11 protein-coding genes are annotated in these 21248 nt (G+C 70.0%); 6 read left to right on the top strand and 5 right to left on the bottom strand.

Annotated elements, in window-relative coordinates; translation table 11 throughout:
* Positions 1-147: 147 nt before the first annotated feature.
* From K8638_RS09960 to K8638_RS09945, 4 genes are read right to left on the bottom strand one after another with little or no spacing between them, the layout of a single operon-like run.
* Positions 148-3024 carry an IPT/TIG domain-containing protein gene (locus K8638_RS09960; protein WP_223754218.1) on the bottom strand — a complete coding sequence of 959 codons (2877 nt, stop codon included), beginning with the start codon at positions 3022-3024 and terminating at the stop codon, positions 148-150.
* Positions 3025-3030: 6 nt separating this feature from the next.
* Positions 3031-3879, bottom strand: coding sequence for a sugar ABC transporter permease (locus K8638_RS09955; RefSeq protein WP_223754217.1), 849 nt, complete (start codon positions 3877-3879; stop codon positions 3031-3033).
* Positions 3876-6059, bottom strand: coding sequence for an extracellular solute-binding protein (locus K8638_RS09950; RefSeq protein WP_223754216.1), 2184 nt, complete (start codon positions 6057-6059; stop codon positions 3876-3878). The genes K8638_RS09955 and K8638_RS09950 overlap by 4 nt, the downstream gene beginning before the upstream one ends.
* The gene (locus K8638_RS09945; protein ID WP_223754215.1) at positions 6056-7144 is read right to left on the bottom strand and encodes an ABC transporter ATP-binding protein; all 1089 of its coding nucleotides are present in this window, start codon (positions 7142-7144) and stop codon (positions 6056-6058) included. The genes K8638_RS09950 and K8638_RS09945 overlap by 4 nt, the downstream gene beginning before the upstream one ends.
* Before the next feature lie 222 nt (positions 7145-7366).
* Here K8638_RS09945 and K8638_RS09940 point away from each other — a divergent pair, with 222 nt between their 5' ends.
* The 4 genes from K8638_RS09940 to hemE are packed head-to-tail and all read left to right on the top strand — an operon-like array spanning position 7367 to position 14744.
* A complete protein-coding gene (locus K8638_RS09940) occupies positions 7367-9796 on the top strand; it encodes a glycogen-debranching protein (RefSeq protein WP_223754214.1) in 2430 nt (809 codons plus the stop codon).
* Between the two features lie 39 nt (positions 9797-9835).
* Positions 9836-11335, top strand: a complete 1500-nt coding sequence (locus K8638_RS09935) for a hypothetical protein (protein WP_223754213.1) — start codon at positions 9836-9838, stop codon at positions 11333-11335.
* The gene (locus K8638_RS09930) at positions 11326-13701 is read left to right on the top strand and encodes an alpha-amylase family glycosyl hydrolase (protein ID WP_223754212.1); all 2376 of its coding nucleotides are present in this window, start codon (positions 11326-11328) and stop codon (positions 13699-13701) included. Before K8638_RS09935 ends, K8638_RS09930 begins: the two co-directional genes overlap by 10 nt.
* Positions 13698-14744 carry a uroporphyrinogen decarboxylase gene (hemE, locus tag K8638_RS09925; RefSeq protein ID WP_223754211.1) on the top strand — a complete coding sequence of 349 codons (1047 nt, stop codon included), beginning with the start codon at positions 13698-13700 and terminating at the stop codon, positions 14742-14744. The genes K8638_RS09930 and hemE overlap by 4 nt, the downstream gene beginning before the upstream one ends.
* Before the next feature lie 9 nt (positions 14745-14753).
* Here the strand turns inward: hemE and K8638_RS09920 are convergent, their stop codons facing one another.
* Positions 14754-17492 (bottom strand): LamG-like jellyroll fold domain-containing protein, encoded by a 2739-nt coding sequence (locus K8638_RS09920; RefSeq protein WP_223754210.1) that lies wholly within the window; start codon positions 17490-17492, stop codon positions 14754-14756.
* A gap of 154 nt (positions 17493-17646) precedes the next feature.
* Between K8638_RS09920 and fadI the strand changes: the two genes are divergently transcribed.
* Both fadI and fadJ read left to right on the top strand, forming a co-directional pair.
* Positions 17647-18948, top strand: a complete 1302-nt coding sequence (gene fadI / locus K8638_RS09915; protein WP_223754209.1) for an acetyl-CoA C-acyltransferase FadI — start codon at positions 17647-17649, stop codon at positions 18946-18948.
* Positions 18948-21188 carry a fatty acid oxidation complex subunit alpha FadJ gene (gene fadJ, locus K8638_RS09910; protein WP_223754208.1) on the top strand — a complete coding sequence of 747 codons (2241 nt, stop codon included), beginning with the start codon at positions 18948-18950 and terminating at the stop codon, positions 21186-21188. Before fadI ends, fadJ begins: the two co-directional genes overlap by 1 nt.
* Positions 21189-21248 lie beyond the last annotated feature (60 nt).

Below are 21248 nucleotides of genomic sequence, written 5' to 3'. Positions count from 1 at the left end.
GAAGGCGTCCGCCGCGCTGCAACGAGGGGGGCTTTTATAGAGCGTGCCCCCCACTGTCAAGCATACGTTTTCAGCGTCCTGATCATTCCAGCGCGGCCCATCCGGAGAGTGAAGACGCCCGGACGGGCTGTGGTCTGACTGCCTGGCTCAGGGGGCGGTGACCGTCCCCACGTCTCCACCCTGGAAGCCGTTGCCGCTGCCGCCTCTGTCATCGCGATCGCCGTAGCAGTAGGGCCCGCCATTGAGCGAGTACCGGTACATGTACGACGTTCCCACAGGCAGGTCGGGCAGGGGGACGGCGAACTGGTCGTTGTTTCCGACGTCCTGGTCGTAGGGGGCCAGAATCCACGTCCAGCCGGCGACTCCCGGGTCCTGGGCCGTGCTGCCGTAGCCCAGGTGCGCCACGAGCCCCGCGCCCGCGCCAGCCGAGTCGGTAACCCCTCCCTCCCAAACCTGCCCGTAGACGGTGCGGTCGTTCCCGGTCGCGGTTGTCATCATGGTGAAAGGATGCTGCAGGTTGCAGTACCCGATGTCCGAGTGGTTGTTCACCAAGAGGGCGTGCTGCTGCTCGACGGTGTATCCGCCCACGTCATTGCCGTCCTTGTCGCAGTACGTCCAGGCCCCGCCATCCGTGCTGTAACGCATGCTCACCGTGCGGCTGACCGTGTACGCCGGGTGGAACTCCACGGTGAACTCGTCCGTGGCCGCCTCGCCCTCGGCCTCGCGCGAGTACGTCGCGGCCTTCCAGGTGAAGGCCCCAGGTTCGGTGGAGGCGTTCACCCCCGCCGCGCCCAGGCCCACCTCGACCTGGAGGTTCGCGCCCGCGCCTGGCCCGTCGGTGACGCCGGGGATGCGCACGCGGCCTACGGCGGTGACGGCGGCACCACTGCCTATCGTGTCCGCGCTCACGCTCTGCAGCCGGCACACGGAAGTGGGCACCTGCCCCTGCTCCACCGTCAGCGTGCCAATCCGCGCCACGTCGAAGCCGGCGGCGCCGGTGTTGCCGTCCGCGTCGCAGTAGAGGAACGCGCCGCCGTTCACCCGGAAGCGGTAGGCGAACCGGAAGCTACCCACCGTGCCCGGGTTGGGCAGCGTGGCCTCGTACTCGTCGTTGTTGCCGGTGTCACCGGTGTCGCCCCGGTACGTGCCCGTGGTCGTCCAGTTCCACTGCGCGGACGTCGTCGGGTCCTGGCCCTCGGGCCCCCAGCCGAGCTGGCCCACGATGTTGGCGCCCTGGCCGGCCCCGTTCGTCACGCTCTGCACGAACACCTGGCCCACCACCCTGTGGGAGGCCGCGGACGCCGTCGTGTACTGCAGTGACTCGGGCGTGTCGTTCCCGGTCGCCCCCAGCTTGCAGTAGCCCACTACCGTGGGCGGCGCGGACGGGCCGGTGACGTTGAGCGTGCCGAGCTGGTCCAACTGGAACTCCTGGCCGCCGTCGTCGGTGCCGTTGCCGTCACACACGCGCAGGGGGCCGCCGTCGGCATTGAAACGCACCGCGTAGCGGTACTCGCCGCTCACCGCGGGGTTGGGGAGCGTGGCCTTCCACTCGTCGTTGGCCCCGAAGTTGTCCTTGTTGAACACCAGCGGCGTGGACCAGTTCCACAGCGGCGAGGTGCGCGGGTCCTCGCCCGCGGGGCCCCAGCCGAGCTGACCGGCGATGCCCGGGCCCGCGCCCACCTTGTCCGTCACGCCCGGCAGGTGGACCTGGGCGAACACCGTCTTCAGGCCGGTGGTCTGGTTGGTCTGGTACGCGATGACCTCGGGGGCCTTCTGGTCCTCGCCAATCTTGCACCACGACACCTTCGGCTTCGGCGGCTCGCTGCCCACGGTGAGGGTGCCCAGCTTCGCCAGGCTGAAGGTCAGCTCCCCCGAGGTGCTGTCGTTGACGCCGTCCGCGTCGCACACGCGCCAGGCGTTCTCACTGATGCTGAAGCGGAAGGCGAGCCTGTAGGTACCCACGGCGCCCGGGTTGGGCAGGTCGGCCTCCCACTCGTCGTTGTTGCCGTGCTCCGTCTTGTATGTGGCGTTGACCCACGTCCAGGCGTCGGAGGTGCGCGGGTCCGTGTCCTGCGGGCCGTACCCGAGCTGCGCCACCACGCCCGAGCCCCCTCCGGCGCCCTGGGTGATGCCCGCCGCGTACACCTGGCCGGCCACCTTGACGAGCGTGGTGTCCGTCGGCAGGTAGAAGTGCTCCGGGTTGGCGCGATTCCCGTCCGGGCCCAGCTTGCAGTAGTCCACCCGCGGCCGGGCGATGAACACCCGCCGCATCATCTCCGCCGACACGCCGTTGGCGATGCCGTCGCCGTCCGCCATCACCCAGGTGCTCCCCCCGTCGATGGAGAAGCGAACGGCGACGACCCACTCGCGGTTCTCCCCGCCAATGGGCGCCTGGAGCAGCACGTTGCCCTTGTAGATGTCCGCCTCGCCGCTGCCGGAGTCCGTCTCGTACGTGGCCTCCTCCCAGGTGTAGCTCTCCTGGAGGAGCAGCTCCGCGTTGCCCGCGGCGAAGCCCACCTGTGCCCGCACGCCGCCGCCCTGGCCGATGCCGCGGGTGACGCCGGGCACGGTGACGGCGCCCCGGACGGTGACGCCCACCGGCGGCCCGCCGCTCACCGTGTCGGTGTTGCCGTTGACCACCTCGGCCTGGGCGATGCTCGGCGTGGGCGGGCCCTCATAGGTGAAGCCCTTCACCAGCACGCCGTACGCGCCATCCGGGTTCCACACCCGCACGTCCATGCGTCCCGAGCTGGCGGTGGGGGTGTAGCCGTAGAGACGGAAGGAGTTGACCACCACCGTCCGCTGCAGCTCCAGGTTGCCCAGGAACGCCTTCGCGCCGGGCTGGAAGCCGGAGCCATAGATGTTGACGAGCGTATTGCCCGCCACGGGGCCGCCCGTGGGCTGGATTTCCCGCACCGTGGGCGGGGTGAGCTGGGGCGGGACGACTCCGTCGGAGTCGTCGCCGCACGCCACGGCGAGCAACGGCAATACGAGCAGCAGGGACCGGAGACAACGAGACGACATCGGCCATCACCCCTTGACGCCGCCAGCGGTGAGACCGCCGACGAGGTGCTTCTGGAGAGCGAAGAACAACGCCATGACCGGCGCGGACACCACGAGCGCGCAGGCGGCGAACTTGCCCCACTCCACCTTGTACTCGCCCACGTACCGCTGGAGGGCGACGGGCAGGGTGAAGCGGGTCGGGTCATTGAGCAGCGTGGCGGCGAGGATGAACTCGTTCCACGCCGTCATGAAGGAGAAAAGCGCCGTCACGGCCAGCGCGGGGCGGGCCAGCGGCAGCACGACGCGGAGGAACACCTGGGCGGGGGAGGCCCCGTCCATCACCGCCGCCTCCTCCAATTCGCGCGGCAGCGTGTCGAAGTAGCCCTTCAGCATCCAGATGCAGAAGGGCATGGCCGTGGTGGCGTACACCAGGACCAGGCCCGTGAGGCTGTCCAGCAGGTGCAGCTTCTGGAGGATGCTGTAGATGGGCACCAGCATCAGCGTCGCCGGGAACATCTGCGTAATCAGCAGCGCCTGCATCCCGCCTTCCTTGCCGGGGAAGCGGAAGCGGGACAGCGCGTAGGCCGCGGACACCGCCAGCGCCAGGCCCACCAGGGTGGTGGCGCCGGACACCACGATGCTCGACAGGAGCTGCCGGCCGAACAGCCACCGCCCCGCCGTGTCCGTGCCCAGGAGCACCTCGCGGAAGTGCTCCAGGGTGACCGTCTCGGGGAACGGATTGGCGGTGAGCGCCAGCCCGTCCGTGGGCGACAGGGCCATCTTCACCACCCAGAGCACCGGGTAGAGCGTCGCCATGCACAGCAACGACAGCCCGGCGTGGATGGCGGCCATCTTCAGGCGGGACGGGCGGCTCATCCCAGCACCTCCGAGGAGGACCGCGTCAGGCGCCGGGTGAAGCTGGACCAGGCCAGCAGCACCACGAAGATGAGGACCGAGTACGCCGCGGCGAAGCCGTACTGCTCATTGCGCTGGAAGGCCCAGCGGAAGGCCTCGGACACCAGGATGTCCGTGGCGCCGCCCGGCTCGCCCCCGGACACCAGGTAGATGATGTTGAACATGTTGAACGTCCACACGCTGCCGAGGATGACGGCCGGCAGCATGGCGGGCTTGAGCAGCGGCAGGGTGATGCGCCGGAACTGCGTCCACTTGCTGGCGCCGTCCACCTCCGCCGCCTCGTACAGCTCCTGGGGAATGGACTGGAGCGCGCCCAGCGCCACCACCATCATGAAGGGGAAGCCCAGCCAGGTGTTGGTGGCCACGTTGGCGGCGAAGGCGGTGGAGAAGCGGGTGAACCAGCTCACCGGCTCCAGCCCCAGCGCCACCAGCAGGCCGTTGATGGCGCCGAACTGCCGGTGGAACATGCCCTTCCACATCAGCGCGGTGATGTAGTTGGGCACCGCCCAGGGAATGATGAGCAGCACCCGGTACAGGCCCTTCAGCTTGAGGAGCGGGTCCTTGAGCAGCAGCGCCAGGAACAGGCCGATGCTCACGTGCAGCACCACGTTCACCAGCGTCCACAGCAGCGTCACCGCCAGCGTGAAGTAGAACGACAGCGGCTCGGTGATGCGGTAGCCGCGGCTGGCGAGGATGTCCACGAAGTTGGCCAGGCCGACGAACGAGTACTGGCCCGCCTCGTGGTGGAAGAGCGACAGGCTGAGGCCCACCGCGAAGGGGATGAACACCAGCACCAGCAGGCCTGCCACCGCGGGAGACAGGTACGCCACCGCCAGCTTCACGTCCGGATAGCGCTGCTTGAAGGACAGCGCCGGGGCCGGCCGGCGCAGCACCCACGCCGTGCCGCCCAGCGCCATGACGCCCACCAGCCCCAGCCAGGGGAGGGGGCTGGCGTCGGGTGGGCGCTCGCGGTGCAGCGCGCGGTAGCGGCGGTCCGCCAGCGCGCCCGCGTCCGGAGGGGCGGTGCCGCCCTGGAGCACCGCGCGCAGCGCCAGCTTCATGGGCTCCCACACCCGTGCCATCTCCAGCGTGTTGGGCATGGGCGTCGCGTGCCGCGCCGCCTCGCGGAAGGAGGAGATGAGCGCGTCGTCCTTCACCGCCTGCAACTGGTACGCGGCCACGTCCGCCGGAATCTGCCGGCCCACGGTGGTGCGCACCACCGACGCCTCGCCCAGGGAGAGGAAGCGCGCCAGCGCCTGGGCCTTCCCGGCCTGCTTCGACTGGGCGGAGACGAACGCCGCCTCCACGCCCAGGAAGGGCCGCATGGGAATGCCCGTCTCGCTCACCACCGGCAGGCCCACCACCCGGTAGGTGATGGACGGGGAGACCTCGCCCGCGAACCAGGGGCCGCTGATGACCATGGCGGCGCGTCCGTCGTTGAAGAGGCTCTTCACCAGCGCGCCGGACGCCTCCTGGGGGATGTAGCGGTCGTCCTGCAGCTTCTTCACGAAGGCCAGCGAGCGCGCCATGCCCTGGGTGTCGAAGCTCGCCCGGCCGGACGCGTCGAACAGCTCGCCGCCGAAGCCGAAGAGGAAGGGCGCGTGGAAGTAGAAGTCGCCGCTCTCGTACGCCAGGCCGAAGCGGCCCGCGCCCGCGTCCGACAGGGCCGGCAGCATCCGCAGCAGCTCCTCCGTGGTCGTGGGCGGGTCGGGCACCAGCCTCGTGTTGACGTAGAGCCCCAGCGACTTCAGCGACATGGGATAGCCGTACACCTGGCCATCCAGCTCCAGCGCCTCCACGGCGTTGGGGAAGTAGTCGCCGCGCACGAGCACGCCGGTGGTGGGCGCCAGCAGGTGCTGCGCGTGGAAGTTGCGCAGCCGCTCGTGGTTGAAGATGAAGACGTCCGGGCCGGCCCCATGCGGAATCGCGTTGGTCAGCTTGGCGGCGTAGGCGTCATAGGGGACGGCGAGCAGGTCCACCTTCACGCCCGTCCGGGCGGTGAACCGCTCGGTGACCTGGACCAGCGCCGCCTCCTCGCCGCCCCGGTACGCGTGCCACAGCTTCAGAGGTGGGGCCGCGTCGCCGGCAGCCTGGGCGGTCCACGCGGAGGCGAGGAGCGCCAGCGCCAGCAGCCACCTCACGACGCCACCTCCAGCGAGTCGCGCTCCACCGGGTGGCGTAGCGCCCGCGTCCCGTCCTCGGAGAAGACGTGCAGCGCGTCCGCCACCGGCGCCAGGGACACCGTGTCCCCCACGGCCACGTTCATCCCCTTGTCGAAGCGCGCCGCCACATGGCCCGCCTCCGTGGTGAGGAAGGCGTACCCGTCGAAGCCCAGCCGCTCCACCGCGTCCACCGTGCCCGACAGCGGCCCCTGCGCCGCCACGCGCAAATCCTGGGGACGCAGGCCCACCAGCACCTTGCCGGCATCCGAAGGCACGTCGGCGGGGCAGGGCAGGGTGAAGCCCCGGCCCGTGAAGCCGGCGCCCTCGCGCTTCGCCTCCAGGAAGTTCATGGCCGGCGAGCCGAGGAATCCCGCCACGAAGCGGTTCGCCGGGCGGTTGTACAGCTCCAGCGGCGGCCCCACCTGCTGGAGGAGCCCGCCATTGAAGACGGCCACGCGGGTGGCCAGCGTCATCGCCTCCACCTGGTCGTGGGTGACGTAGATCATCGTGGCGCCCAGCCGGCGGTGCAGCCGCGCCAGCTCGCCGCGCATCTGCACGCGCAGGGCGGTGTCCAGGTTGGACAGGGGCTCGTCGAAGAGGAATACCTTGGGCCGCCGGACGATGGCGCGCCCCATGGCCACGCGCTGGCGCTGGCCTCCGGACAGCGCCTTGGGCTTGCGGTCCAGGAGGTGGCCCAGCTCCAGCATCCCCGCCACTTCCTGCACGCGCGAGGCGATCTCCGCCTCCGGGTACTTCCGCAGCGTCAGGCCGAAGGCCAGGTTCTCCCGCACCGTCATATGCGGGTAGAGCGCGTACGACTGGAAGACCATCGCCACGTCGCGATCCCTCGGGGGGACCTCGTTCACCCGCGTCCCGCCGATGCGCACCTCACCCGAGTCCACCTGCTCCAGGCCGGCGATGAGCCGCAACAGGGTGGTCTTCCCGCAGCCGGAAGGGCCCACCATGACCAGGAACTCGCCTTCCCGCACCTGAAGGTCCACGCCCTTCACGATGAGGTTCTGGCCAAACGACTTCTTGATTCCGCTCAGGATGACTTCGGACAAGACGCGCTCGGATAATGTGTAGGGAGAACGGCGGCGAACCTTACCCCCGCGCACGGGTTTTACCCAAACCCCCGGGGGTTGGGCGCGGTGCGTCAAGCCGTAGGGGTTCCGGGGGCTGCCTTGTCAGCCCCGGAAGCCGCTTGTTATGGAAGCGGGGTTCGTTCCCGGGCCGAGCTACGTCCGGATCATCGAGGGCAGCCTACCCGTATGAGCACTCCCCGTATGACCCGCCTGAAGGGCGCGGCCCTGGCCAGCGTCCTGTTCGCCTTCGGCTGCAGTGAGAGCGACTATGTCCGGCTCTACCACAGCGAAGCCCGGGCCCCGAGCTACACGGTCGAGGACGTGGAGTCCATGCGGCACATGGGCCCCACCTTCGTGGACCGGGGGGTGAACTTCACCCTCTATTCGGAGAACGCCACCCGGCTGGAGCTGCTGCTCTTCGACGACCCGGAGATCAACCGGCCCACGCGCACCTACGAGATGACGCGCTACGGGGACGTGTGGAGCGTCTACGTGGAGGGCGTGGGGCTGGGCCAGCACTACGGCTTCCGCGCCTGGGGTCCCAACTGGGAATACGACGCGAAGTGGTTCCCCGGCTCCATCCACGGCTTCAAGGCGGACGTGGACGTCTACGGCAACCGCTTCAACCCCAACAAGCTGCTGACGGACCCGTACTCCAAGGCGCTGCACCGGGACCACGACTGGGGCAAGGGCAGCACCGCCAGCGGCCCCGCCCGCACGGAGGTGACGTACGCGGCCTCCGCCAAGAGCGTCCTCGTCCAGAGCAGCTACCCGTGGGGCGAGACGGAGCGGCAGTGGCGGGAGAACCGGCAGAACGAGAACTGGAAGGGCCACTCCTGGAACGACCTCATCGTCTACGAGGTGCACGCCAAGGGCTTCACGGCGGACCCCGCCAGCGGCGTGCGCTTCCCCGGCACCTACCGCGGCCTCGGTGAGAAGGCGGACTACTTCAAGGACCTGGGCATCACCGCGGTGGAGCTGCTGCCCATCCACGAGAAGCCGCTGGACGGCGGCTACTGGGGCTACCAGACCATCAACTTCTTCGCCCCCGAGGTGTCCTACGCGGCCATGAAGCGGCCGCACGAGGTCATCGACGAGTTCAAGTGGATGGTGGAGGAGCTGCACAAGCGCGACATCGAGGTCATCGTCGACGTGGTCTACAACCACACCGGCGAGGGCGGCCTGTGGCGCGAGAAGCTGGAGACGGACGACGTCCAGCCCGGTGAGCCGCTGGAGTCCCTGGACCCCGCGGAGACCGCCGGCCTCTACTCGTTCCGCGGCATCGACAACCAGGCGTACTACGCGCTCAACCCGGACCGGCGCACGTACTGGAACAACACCGGCGTGGGCAACCAGACGCGGCCCAACCACCGGCCCATGCGCAAGCTGACCATCGACAGCCTGCGCTTCTACGCGGAAGAGCTGCACGTGGACGGCTTCCGCTTCGACCTGGCGCCCATCCTCGGGGAGCGCGACGGCGACTACAACCGCTGGGACGACCCGCGCAACACGGTGCTCCAGGAGATCGTCGACGACCCCGTCCTCCAGAAGTACAACACCCGCATCATCGCCGAGCCCTGGAGCGCGGGCGGCTGGTACTGCATGCCCATGGGCGAGTTCCCCAACTCGCTCACCCAGCCGGGCGCCGGCTGGTACGAGTGGAACGGCCGCTTCCGCGACTGGTGGCGCTCCTTCATCAACCGGGACGACTGGAAGCTCAACTCCAACGAGGGCTCGCTGTGCGGCAGGCCGGGCTCCGCCGACGGCGCCTTCCTGATGTACGGCAGCAAGGAGTGGTACGTGCGCAACGGGCGCCGTCCGTACCACTCGATGAACTTCATCACCGTGCACGACGGCTTCACGATGTACGACCTGTTCGCGTACGACGAGAAGCAGAACAAGTGCGGCCCGCTCAACCCGGTGTGCTGCGACACGCCCAACAGCCCCTTCTGCGACAAGGAGAGCGGCGAGAGCCACAACCGCTCGCGCAACTGGGGCCCGGTGGGAGACCCCCGCGCGGAGAGCCTGCGCCGGCAGATGATGCGCAACGCCTTCATGTCGATGATGGTCAGCCACGGCACGCCCATGATTCTGGGCGGCGACGAGTGGATGCGGACGCAGCTGGGCAACAACAACGCGTACTCCACGCGCGCGGACAACCCCTTCAACTGGTACCAGTGGGGCGCCTACCTGGCGCGTGACGAGCGCCACCGGATGTACGACTTCGTCAAGGCGGCCATCCGCCTGCGCAAGGAGCACGCGTACGCCTTCGCGCCGGCGGACTACGAGAAGGGCGCGCCGCTGGCCTGGAAGAGCGCGCAGAACACCGAGGTGGTCTGGGACACCAAGCAGCTGATGATCCACTACTACGACGTGTCCTTCGGGCCGGAGCTGGTGGTGCTCATCAACATGGAGCCCCGCGCGGTGGAGTTCACCCTGCCCGAGGTGCCGGGCCGCCAGTGGAAGCGGCTCATCGACACGCAGTCGTACTTCGACAGCCCGGAGTACCTCACATCGGCGGGCCTGAGCAGCCGCGTCACGGGCAACTCGTGGCTGGACGCGCCCGCGCCGGTGGCGGGGGCGACGTACGGAGTGCCGGAGCGGACCATCGTCGTCCTGCGCGCGGAGTAGGGCAAGCCGCCGAGGGTGCGCTATAAGCGGGGCCCGTCCATGCGAGTCCCGCCCGCGCGCCTCGGCGCATTCCTGCTGCTGCTCCTCAGCCCGTTTCTGGCCCTGGCCGATGCGCCCCGAGATCGCTTCGGGGCGGCGGGTTACTTCCGCATCATGACCCGCCCGGACTTCTCGGGCGGCTCCGGCCAGCTCGGCTACTACTGGCTCTACGGCCGGCTCCTCAACGAGAGCCCCTACGGCGAGCTCAACCTGCGGCTGGACGTGCTCCAGTCCACGCCGGGCAGCGACGAGGTCTGGGCGGAGGTGCACACGCGCTTCTCCGGCACGTCGTTCCGCTCCGCGGACCCGGGCAACGGCTCGTTCATCAACTTCCGCGCGGACTACCTCTTCGTGCGCGCCGGCAACATCCTGCTGGACCGCGTGACGTGGCAGCTGGGCACGCTCGAGGACCGCTGGAACGACCTGCACATCTACGACCAGCGGCCGGCCACGCTGCTCTGGGACACGGTGGGCCTGTCCGGCACCTACCAGGGGGACCGCTACGACGTGCTGCTCGCGGTGGGAGACAGCGGCTACACGCTGCGGCCCCAGAAGTACAACACGGTGCTCACCGGCGCCGCGTCGTTCCGCTACCGGCTGATTCCGGGGCACCTGGAGGCGGGCGTGCGCGCGCAGGTGGGCTACGAGCCGGCGGTGCGCGGCAACCGCAACGCGCTCTACGCGTCGCCGGGCATCAACTACGAGGACTACGTGCGGCGCGAGGTGGTGCGGCGCTACTTCGAGGCCAACCCCGGCCAGGAGGACCTGGTGCCGGACCTCAACCCGCGCAGCGGGACGTACTTCCGCACCGTGGGCTACCTGGGCTTCGGCAACGTGGGCCCGCTGGTCTGGGACAACTTCTACCTCACCTTCGAGCGCAAGCACCCGGAGCAGGCGTACACGGAGAACTTCCGGGGCCGCGACTGGACGGTCTACATCGCGGACCAGACGGACGAGCGCTACGAGGCGACGCTCGGCAACGAGGCGTACCTGCGCATCATCCCCGACAAGCTGGAGGCGCTGTGGGGCCTGTGGGTGGGCTACTCCTTCAACGAGGACAACGCCATCAAACCGGGCGAGGACGACCGGCTCGTCGCCTCCACGGTGCTGCGCCTCCAGTACTTCCTCACCGAGCGCGTCCACCTGCTGGCGGAGACGAGCATCGCGCGGGAGAAGAGCCAGAACGGCAACCTCTACCGCAACCACGTGGACTCGGTGTTCACCAACACGGGAGGGTTTCCGGACGCGCGCGGGCTGGAGTTCGGTGACAGCAACACGCGCGACACGTGGCAGGGCAAGGTGGGCGTGGTGCTCAACCCCACCGGCCGGGGCATCTACGCGCGCCCCAGCCTGCGCCTGCTCTACGGCATTCAGTACTCCACCCAGCACGCGGCGTTCGGCAACTCGTTCGTGGAGAGCCTGGACCAGTACAACCTGTACATCGGCCCCGAGCGCCACTGGCACTCGGTGGTCGCCATCGAGGCCGAAGGATGGTTCTGAGTCAGCGGTGGGGTGTCTTCCTCTTCCTGGCGGTGACGGCGGCGGGCTGTCTGCTGCAGCGCTCGTCGCCGCCCGTGCTGGCGCCCAACGGCACGGTGGTGGCGGTGGCCTACGTGCGCGACGACGTGCAGCGGCGCGGCACCGTGGCGGACGTGCCGGAGCAGGTGAAGCAGCGCGTGGCGGAGGCGCTGGCGAAACGCAACCTCCAGGTGCAGGTGGTGCCGTATGAGGAATACGCGGCCGACTTCGCGAAGGTGACGGACTCGCAGCGCCGCTACGCGATGCTGAAGGCCCTCGCGCCCGAGGCGCCGCTGTTCCTGCTGGTGGAGACGCGTGTCTCCTTCTTCGGCCAGGTGACGGGCCGCTTCTCCTGGGAGGTCTACGTCCGGACGACGGCGGGCCGCGCCCACTCGGAGATGGAGCCCAGCACCGTCACCCAGGACTACGGCGCCGCGCTCCAGTTCGACCAGCAGCGGGAGAACGACGCGCAAATCGAGGTGGCCCGGCAGATTTCGGGTCAGGCCGCGGGCCTCTTCGATTCGTTCATCGCCTCGCCCATGACGGTGCCGGTGACGGATGGCGGCCCGGGCGTGGTGCCGGGCCTGCGCGCGCCGGCGGGCGAGGGCATGGAGCCGGGCTCCGCGACGCCCACCCAGCCGCCGCCCCCCACGGACGGCGGCACGTCGTGGGTGCCACCCGCGGGGGACGCCATCTACTTCGTGATGGTGGACCGCTTCGCCAATGGAGATTCGCGCAACGACGGACAGGTGGACCCGAAGGACGCGCAGGCGTTTCACGGGGGCGACCTGCAAGGCGTCATCGACCGGCTGGACGGGCTCCAGGAACTCGGTGTGCGCACGGTGTGGCTTTCACCCGTCTTCCAGATGCGCACGGAGAAGTTCTACGGGTACGGGGCCTTCCACGGCTACTGGGTGGAGGACTTCGGCCGGGTGGAGCCGCGCTTCGGTGACGAGGCGCTGCTGACGCGGCTGGCGGAGGAGCTGCGCCGCCGGGACATGCGGCTGGTGCTGGATGTGGTGCTCAACCACGTGGGCCCGGAGACGCGGCTGGTGCGCGAGAAGCCGGACTGGTTCCACGGCCTGGGCCCCATCGACAACTGGAACGACTCGCGCGAGCTGGTGCTGAAGGACGTGCACGGGCTGCCGGACCTGGCGGTGGAGAAGGACGCCGTGTACGCGCACCTGCTGGGGCACTCGCGCAGGTGGGTGGACGCGGTGCGGCCGGCGGGCTACCGGCTGGACGCGGTGAAGCACATGCCGCTGAAGTTCTGGGCCCGGTACAACGACGACCTGCGGGCCCATGCCGGGCGGGACTTCCTGCTGCTGGGCGAGATGCTGGACGGAGACCCGGTGCTGCTGGCTCGCACCCTGGAGCAGGGCCGCTTCGGGACGATGTTCGACTTCCCGCTGGCCTTCGCCATGGTGGACGTCTTCTGCCGGGACCGCTCGCCCTCGCACCTGGGCGCCGTCCTCTTCAACGACAGGCTCTACCCGGCGCCGGGCTCGCTGGTGACGCTGCTGGACAACCATGATTTGCCCCGGGTGATGAGCGAGTGCGGCGGGGACGTGGAGCGGGTGAAGCGCGCGCTGGCCGTGCAGCTCACCGCGCGCGGGGTGCCTGCACTGACCTACGGCACGGAAGAGGGGCTCACGGGGAAGAAGGAGCCGGAGAACCGGGGCGACATGCGCTTCACGCCGGACCACCCGCTGCGTGCGTGGATTACCCGGCTGCTGGCGGTGCGCCGGGGCAGTGGGGCCCTCCAGGGTGGCGAGACGCTCGTGCTCGCCGCCCGGGAGGACCTCTTTGCCTACGCGCGCGTGGCGCCGGACGAGGCCGTGGTCATCGCCGTCAACTCGGGCAGGGCGCCCTCGGACGTGGCGCTCCCGGAGGGGCTGGTGGGGGCGCGTGTCTCGGAGCTGCTCACGGGCACCGGGCTTCCGGGGGCGGCGCGCTCGCTGTCCGTCCCACCGGGGCAGGTGACGCTGCTGCGGCTGAAGCCGGGCGCGGCCGGTGGCTTTGGTGCGCTGGCGAAGCAGGCCGGCTCGCGCTGGCGGGGGCAGGGCGAGCGGCGCACGGTGGAGCTGGCCGTGAGTGACTCGGCGGTGCGCCTGGTGGGCAGCGGGCCGGAGCTGGGCGGCTGGAAGCCGGAGCGCTCGCTGCGTTCGGAATCGGGCGGATTCAAGCTGTCGCTGCCCGTGGGCGCCGTCTTCGAGTACAAGCTCGTGCGTGACAGCACTCCGGGGAAGTTCGACTGGGAGGACGGTGACAACCGCCTCCTGTTCATTCCGGAGGGGCGTGAGCCCCTGCGCCTGAGCATTTCTCCCAACTTCGAGGGACAGAAGTGAACGACAGACTCCTCCGCGCGGCGCGCCGCCAGCCCACCGATACGACTCCCGTGTGGCTGATGCGCCAGGCCGGCCGCTACCTGCCCGAGTACCGGGCCATCCGAGGCAACATCGGCTTCCTGGACTTGTGCAAGCACCCGGACCTCGCGGCCGAGGTGACGGTGCAGCCGGTGACACGCCTGGGCGTGGATGCGGCCATCATCTTCTCGGACATCCTCATCCCGGTGGAGGCGATGGGGATTGAGCTGGAGCTGGGGGACAAGGGGCCGCACTTCCCGAACCCCGTGCGCACCGCCGCGGACATCGACAAGCTGGGCGTGCCGGACCCGGTGCAGGGCACGGGCTTCGTGGCCGAGGCCATCCGCCGCACGCGCAAGGCGCTGAATGACTCGGTGCCCGTCATCGGCTTCGCTGGCGCGCCCTTCACGCTGGCCGCGTACATGGTGGAGGGCGGCGGCTCGAAGAGCTACATCCTCATCAAGCGGCTGATGTTCGAGCAGCCGGAGCTGGCGCACCGCCTCTTCGGCAAGCTCACGGACACGCTGATTCCCTACCTGAAGATGCAGGTGGAGGCGGGCGCGAGCATCGTCCAGATTTTCGACTCGTGGGGCGGCGAGCTGTCGCCGTGGGACTACGAGCGCTTCTGCATTCCCTACCTCACGCGGATGGTGTCCGAGCTGAAGGCCACGGGTGTCCCGGTCATCGTGTTCGGCGTGGGCATGTCCACGCACCTGCCGCTCTTGAAGCGCACGGGCGCGGACGTGGTGGGCCTGGACTGGACGATGCCCATGGACGAGGGCCGCCGCGTGCTGGGGCCCGACGTGGCGGTGCAGGGCAACCTGGACCCGCTGCACCTGTTCCTCCCGCGCGAGGAGCTGGAGGGGCGCGTGAAGGACATCCTCCTGCGCGCCGGGCCCGTGGGGCACATCTTCAACCTGGGCCACGGCATCCTCCCGCCCACGGACCCCGAGGCGGCGAAGTTCCTCGTGGACGCCGTGCACCGGCACGGCGTGGCGCTCCGGCAGGGGACGCTGGGGAAGTAGGAGGCAGGCTCAGCGCGTGTGGCGGGCACGCCTCACGCGTGCGGGCATCCACGCCATCAGGGCCAGCCACGCGAGCCCCACGGCCGCGTGTCCGCCGCCCGTGCCGCCGCACCCGCAGCCCGTGACGTCCAGCTCGCGGGGCTGGATGACGAAGGGCACCTCGTTGGATGGGGCGCTGCGAAGCTGCGTCACGCCCACGGCGTAGGCCACCGCGCGGTGGCCTCCCATCGTGAGCGCCTGCTCCGGTGTCACCGCGTAACGCCAGCGGCCCTGAGCGCCCGCGGTGGTGCGGCCCAGCACCGTGTCGTCCACCACGAGTTCCACCTCGATGCCCGGGTCCGCGGTGCCCTCGAACTCCGGCGTGCGCGTGTGCAGCACCTCGTTCGCGGCGGGGCGCTCGATGCGTGGCGCGCCTGGCATGGCGCTCACCGTGAGGACGACCTCCACCTGGACAGAGTCCAGTGCGCCGTCGCTCGCCCGGTAGCGGAAGCGGTCCGTCCCGGTGAAGCCCGGGTCCGGCGTGTACTGGAAAGACCCGTCCTCTCCGAGTTGCAACGTGCCGCGTATCGGGCCCACGAGCAGCAACGCATGCAGCGGGCCGCCTTCGTCATCCACGTCGTTGCCGAGCACCCCCGGGGCCTCCACCTGGAGTGTCTTGTTGCTCGCGGTCTCGTACGCGTCCGGCATGGCGATGGGCGCGGAGTTGAGGCCCAGCACGGTGACTTCCGTCAGGCCCGGCGTGTCCCGGGAGCTGTCCGTCTCCAGGGTGACGGCATACTGGATGTACCGCCCGGGCCGCGCCCCGGCCTGTCCGAGCGGACCGAGGTCCGGTGGGCGGTCGTCCGAGCCGTGGGTGGCCTCCGAGAAGAACGTGGCCGCCGTGCCATCCGGACCCACGAAGGGCACGCCCGCGCAGCCGGGCTCGTCGCAGGTGCGCACCTGGAGCTTCAGCCGCGTGCCCCCACGCCGCCATACGTCGCGCGCCTCCTGCGCGGAGAGCGCCCGGCGCCAGATGGCCACCTCGTCCACCGCCGCCTCGGTGGGGAAGCCCATCCCCGGAAACTGTCCGAGCAGCGGCCGCTGGTCGAAGCTGAAGTCGCCCGCGTAGTCGTGTGTCACCGACAGCGGCTCTCCATCCACGTACAGCGTCAGCGTGACCGGGTTCCGGCCCTGCTTCACTCCCACCAGGTGGTGCCACTCACCGTCATCCAGCCGGATGGGGTGGCAGACGCTCGCGAAGTCGCCGGTGCTGTCCCGCACCACCCACCAGCCCCGGCCGTCCGGGCACAGGGCCTCGCAGCCTCCGCCCATCCACACATGGGGATTGCCACTGGAGCCCTCGGCGCCCATCACGACGAGGTTGTTGCCCTGGCAGGACGTCGTCTTCACCCAGGCCGCCCACGTGAAGTCCCCCCGGGCGAAGGCGAAGTCCGGGGCCGCGTCTCCGCCCACCGTCAGGTAGCCCTGCCTCGGGAGCGCCAGTCCCTCTCCGACGCGGCCCTGGACGTACCCGCCCGGTATCCCGTCCGGCGCGGTGAAGGTTGCCGCATGGCCTCGCCCCGAAGCATCCGGCACCGTCGCGCCGTCAACCAGCGCCCCCGTGCCATCCGCGTGCAGCAGCAGCACGTTGTCCGCCATGGAGACGTTGCTCTCGGTGTAGCCCGTCTCCGTGATTCCCTCGTCCGGCAGGCCCTTGCCCGCGGGCGCGCGCGGCTTCCACCCCAGCGTGTCCCACCGCACGCGGGGCCCGCCCGAGTCGAGGACGCGCGAGACGAACAGGGACGGCTCTCCGCCGCCGTAGGGGCCGCTCTGCCTGCGCCAGAGGCGGCGGATTTCCTCCGCCGGCAGCGCCCGCTTCCAGATGGAGGGCTCATCGAGCGCTCCCTCGAAGTAGCTGCCGCTGTAGGCCTCGTTGCTGCCCAGCGCGGCCCGGTCCGACAGCGCGGCGCTCGTCGCCGCGGCGGAGAAGGGCATGGGGGAGACGCCCAGCAGCCGCCCATCCAGGTAGAAGCTCACCCGGTTGGCCGGGGACAGCTCGAACACCGTGGCGACCAGCCGCCACACGCCCGGTGCCCAGGGCACCTGGATGGAGGTGGTCAGCGGGTCCACGGCGGCATCCGGCGCTTCGGCCCAGGCCCGCAGCCCATCGCCCCCACGGATGGAGAAGCCCAGCCGCGTCCCTCCGCTTCCGCCCACGTTGATGACGTCCGCGAAGGAGGCGGTGTCCAGCTGGGTATCGGGGCGCAGCCACGTCATCAGCGTCATGGCGCCCGCGTTGCTGGCCAGGTCCACGCCTCCGGACACGAGGCGCACATGGGTGTTCCGGCCCGGCGGCAGGTCCAGCCCGTTGCCCAGCACCCCCGTCACGTTCCGGGCGTCACTGGCGCCAAGGCCCTCCAGCAAAGGTGTCAGCCCCGGCGTCGCCGGCAGGCACTGGAGCGTGTTCCCGGGCACGGCCGCCGCCTCGTCCAGGCGCATCCGCAGCGTGTTGCCCGTCAGGTTCGGGAAGGCCGCGCGCTCGTCGGGGCTCCACTGGCGCACCTGGAGCACCCCCGGCGTCCCGGTGAACTCGGTGTTGGTGTGGACCGCCTGGGGGGCGAGGAAGGCCTCGTCGCCACGCTCCTGGAAGTTCAGGCGCACCTGCTGGGCCCGGACGCCGGCTGGCAGGGTGCACAGCAGCAGACCCGCGAGGGCGGCCAGGGCCGCTCCACGTACGCCGTGCCGCCTGGGGAGTGCGCCTGGGCTCATGGTGGAATTCCCATCCTGTCCGCTCTGTCCTGGTGCGGGCAAGGGAGGGGGCGCCTTTCGCCCAGCGGTTGACTCTTGAATCAACGGGCGATTGACGCGGCGCATCGCGGCCCGTTAGATGGGCTTCATTGACGCAGCAGGAAGTGAGGGACACATGGCAAGCGAGAAGCGCAACGGCCGCCCGAGGGTGGCCATCGTCCGCGGCTTGCGGACCCCCTTCGTGAAGGCAGGCTCCGTCTTTTCGGGGCTTACCGCGCTGGACCTCGGACGCATGGTGGTCCAGGAGCTGGTGCAGCGGACGGACATCGACCCGGGCGCCATCGACCAGGTGGTGTTCGGTCAGGTCATCCCCACGCTGACGGCCCCGTCCATCGCCCGCGAGGTGGTCATCGCCGCGGGCCTGCCGCGCAAGATTGAGGCCTTCACGGTGGCGCGCGCCTGCGCCACCTCCATCCAGGCCATGACGACGGCGGCCAACGCCATCGCCGTGGGCGAGGCGGAAGTCGTCATCGCCGGCGGCACCGAGTGCATGTCGGACGCCCCCATCTTCACCAGCCGTCCGCTGGCGCAGGCGCTGGTGGCGGCCTCCAAGGGGCGCTCGCTGCCGGAGAAGCTCAAGCCCTTCCAGCGGCTCAAGGCCAAGGACTTGCTGCCGGTGCCCCCCGCCATCGCCGAGTTCTCCACCGGCATGACGATGGGCGAGAGCGCGGAGAAGATGGCCAAGGAGAACGGCATCTCTCGCGAGGAGCAGGACCGCATCGCCTACAACTCGCACCGCAACGCGGCGCGCGCGTGGAAGGAGGGCCTGTTCGACAACGAGGTGATGCACGTCCCCGTGCCGCCGAAGTACGAGCAGACCGCCGCGAAGGACAACATCGTCCGCGACGACACCAGCGTGGAGGCCCTGGGTCAGCTCAAGCCGGTGTTCGACCGGAAGTACGGCACGATTACGGCGGGCAACGCCTCGCCGCTCACCGACGGCGCCGCGGCGCTGCTGCTGATGAGCGAGGAGCGCGCGAAGGCGCTGGGCCATGAGCCGCTGGGCTACCTGCGCGCGCACGCCTACGCCGCGACGGACCCGGGGGACCAGCTCCTCCAGGGCCCGGTGTACGCGGTGCCCACCGCGCTGAAGCGGGCGGGCATGACGCTGGCGGACATCGACCTGGTGGAGATGCACGAGGCGTTCGCCGCGCAGGTGGCGAGCAACCTCCAGGCGCTGGCGTCCAGGGAGTTCGCGAAGAAGGCGGGCTGGAGCGCGCCGGTGGGCGAGGTGGACCGCGAGCGGCTGAACGTGACGGGTGGCTCCATCGCCATCGGCCACCCCTTCGGTGCCACGGGGGCGCGCCTCGTCACCCAGGCCCTCAACGAGCTGAAGCGTCGGAACAAGAACACGGTGCTGTGCACCGTCTGCGCCGCCGGCGGCCTGGGGGCCGCGGTGGTCCTGGAGCGTGCGTGATGGCCATCAAGCTTGAAGAGCTCGAGGCGAAGCAGGGCTTCTCCTACCAGGTGGAGGACGGCGTCGCCGTCATCACGTACGACCTGCCGGACTCGCCGGTGAACACGCTGTCGCCGGAGACGGGCGAGGCCTTCTCCCGGCTGATGACGCGCGCGGAGCGGGAGTCCGAGGTGAAGGCCGTGGTCTTCATCTCCGGCAAGAAGGACACCTTCGTCGCCGGGGCCAAAATCGACTTCCTGCAGACCATCAAGACGGCGGAGGAGGCCACCGCCATCAGCCGTAACGGGCAGGAGGGCTTCGACCGGCTGGACGCCTTCCCCAAGCCCGTCGTCGCGGCCATCCACGGCGCGTGCCTGGGCGGCGGCCTGGAGTGGGCGCTGGCGTGTGACTACCGCATCGCCACGGACAGCCCCAAGACGTCGCTGGGCCTGCCGGAGGTGCAGCTCGGCCTGATTCCGGGCGCCGGCGGCACCCAGCGGCTGCCCGCGCTCATCGGCGTGCAGGCGGCGCTGGACCTCATCCTCACCGGCAAGAGCCTCAAGCCCTCCAAGGCGAAGAAGCTGGGCGTGGTGGACGAGGTGGTGCCGGTGCCGATCCTGCGCAAGCTGTCCCTCCAGCGCGCGCGGGAGCTGGCCGCGGGCACGCTGAAGGTGGAGCGCAAGCACGGCCAGGGCCTCAAGGCGGTGGTCGAGGGCGGCAAGAAGAAAGGGCTGGCGGGCTTCTTCCAGGGCCTGGCCAACAAGGAGCTGTGGGCCGAGGTGGCGCTGGAGGACAACCCGCTGGGCCGCAAGCTCGTCTTCGACGAGGCGCGCAAGCAGCTCCTGAAGAAGACGCGCGGCCGCTACCCGGCGCCGGAGAGGGCGCTCCAGGTCATCCGCGTGGGCCTGGAGTCCGGGCACAAGGCGGGCCAGGAGGCCGAGGCGAAGGCCTTCGGCGAGCTGGTGATGTCCGACGTCTCCAAGCGGCTGGTGGAAATCTTCTTCGCCACGACGGCGCTGAAGAAGGAGAACGGCACCTCCAACCCGAGCGTGAAGGCGCGCGAGGTGAAGAAGGTGGCGGTGCTGGGCGGCGGGCTGATGGGCGGCGGCATCGCCTACGTGGCCAGCGCGCTCCAGGGCGTGCCCGTGCGCGTGAAGGACAAGGATGACGACGGCGTGCGCCGCGCGCTCAAGCAGGTGCAGTCCATCCTGGATGAGCGCACGAAGAAGCGCTCGCTGACGCACCGCGAGGCGGCGGCGAAGATGGCGCTCGTCACCGCGGGCACCGACTACAGCGGCTTCAAGTCGGCGGACCTCGTCATCGAGGCGGTGTTCGAGGACCTGAAGCTCAAGCACCGCATCATCGCCGAGGTGGAGGCCGTCACCGGCGAGCACTGCATCTTCGCGTCCAACACGTCCAGCATCCCGATTTCGGAGCTGGCCAAGGGCAGCAAGCGGCCCTCGCAGGTCATCGGGATGCACTACTTCAGCCCGGTGAACAAGATGCCGCTGCTGGAGATCATCACCCACCCGGGCACCGCCGAGTGGGTGACGGCCACCTGCGTGGAGGTGGGGCGCAAGCAGGGCAAGACGGTCATCGTCGTCAACGACGGGCCGGGCTTCTACACCTCGCGCATCCTCGCGCCGTACATGAACGAGGCGGCGTACCTGCTGGCCGAGGGCGCGGACATCGCGGAGCTGGACAAGGCGCTCGTGGACTTCGGCTTCCCGGTGGGCCCGATTACCCTCCTGGACGAGGTGGGCATCGACGTGGCGCAGAAGGTGGGCCCCATCATGGAGGCCGCGTTCGGCAAGCGCATGGCGGCGCCCAGGGCGCTGGAGCACGTCGTCACCGAGGGCCGCCTGGGCCGCAAGACGCAGAAGGGCTTCTACCTGTACGAGAACGGGAAGAAGAAGGAGGTGGACACCACCGTCTACAACCTCCTGCCGCACGGCAGGGACCGCAAGTCGTTCGACCGCGAGGAGATGGCGGAGCGGCTGGTGCTGCAGATGGTGAACGAGGCCGTGCGCTGCATGGGCGAGGGCATCCTCCGCAGCCCGCGTGACGGCGACGTGGGCGCCATCTTCGGCCTGGGCTTCCCGCCGTTCCTGGGCGGCCCGCTCCGCTACGTGGACAGCCGCGGCCCCGCCGAGGTGCTGCGCAAGCTGGAGCACTACCACGACAAGCTCGGCGAGCGCTTCACGCCCGCGCCGCACCTGGTGGAGATGGTGAAGGCGGGCAAGACGTTCTACCCGCGCTGACGCCTCCCACCGGCTCGGGAGCCTTCGCGTCACGCGCGGGTTCCCGGGCTTGACCGGGGC

The organism is Myxococcus sp. RHSTA-1-4 (assembly GCF_020037125.1).
In the GTDB taxonomy this organism is placed as follows: Bacteria; Myxococcota; Myxococcia; order Myxococcales; family Myxococcaceae; genus Myxococcus.
Note: the sequence above shows the minus strand (reverse complement) of the source record. Positions and strands in the feature narration are given on the sequence as shown.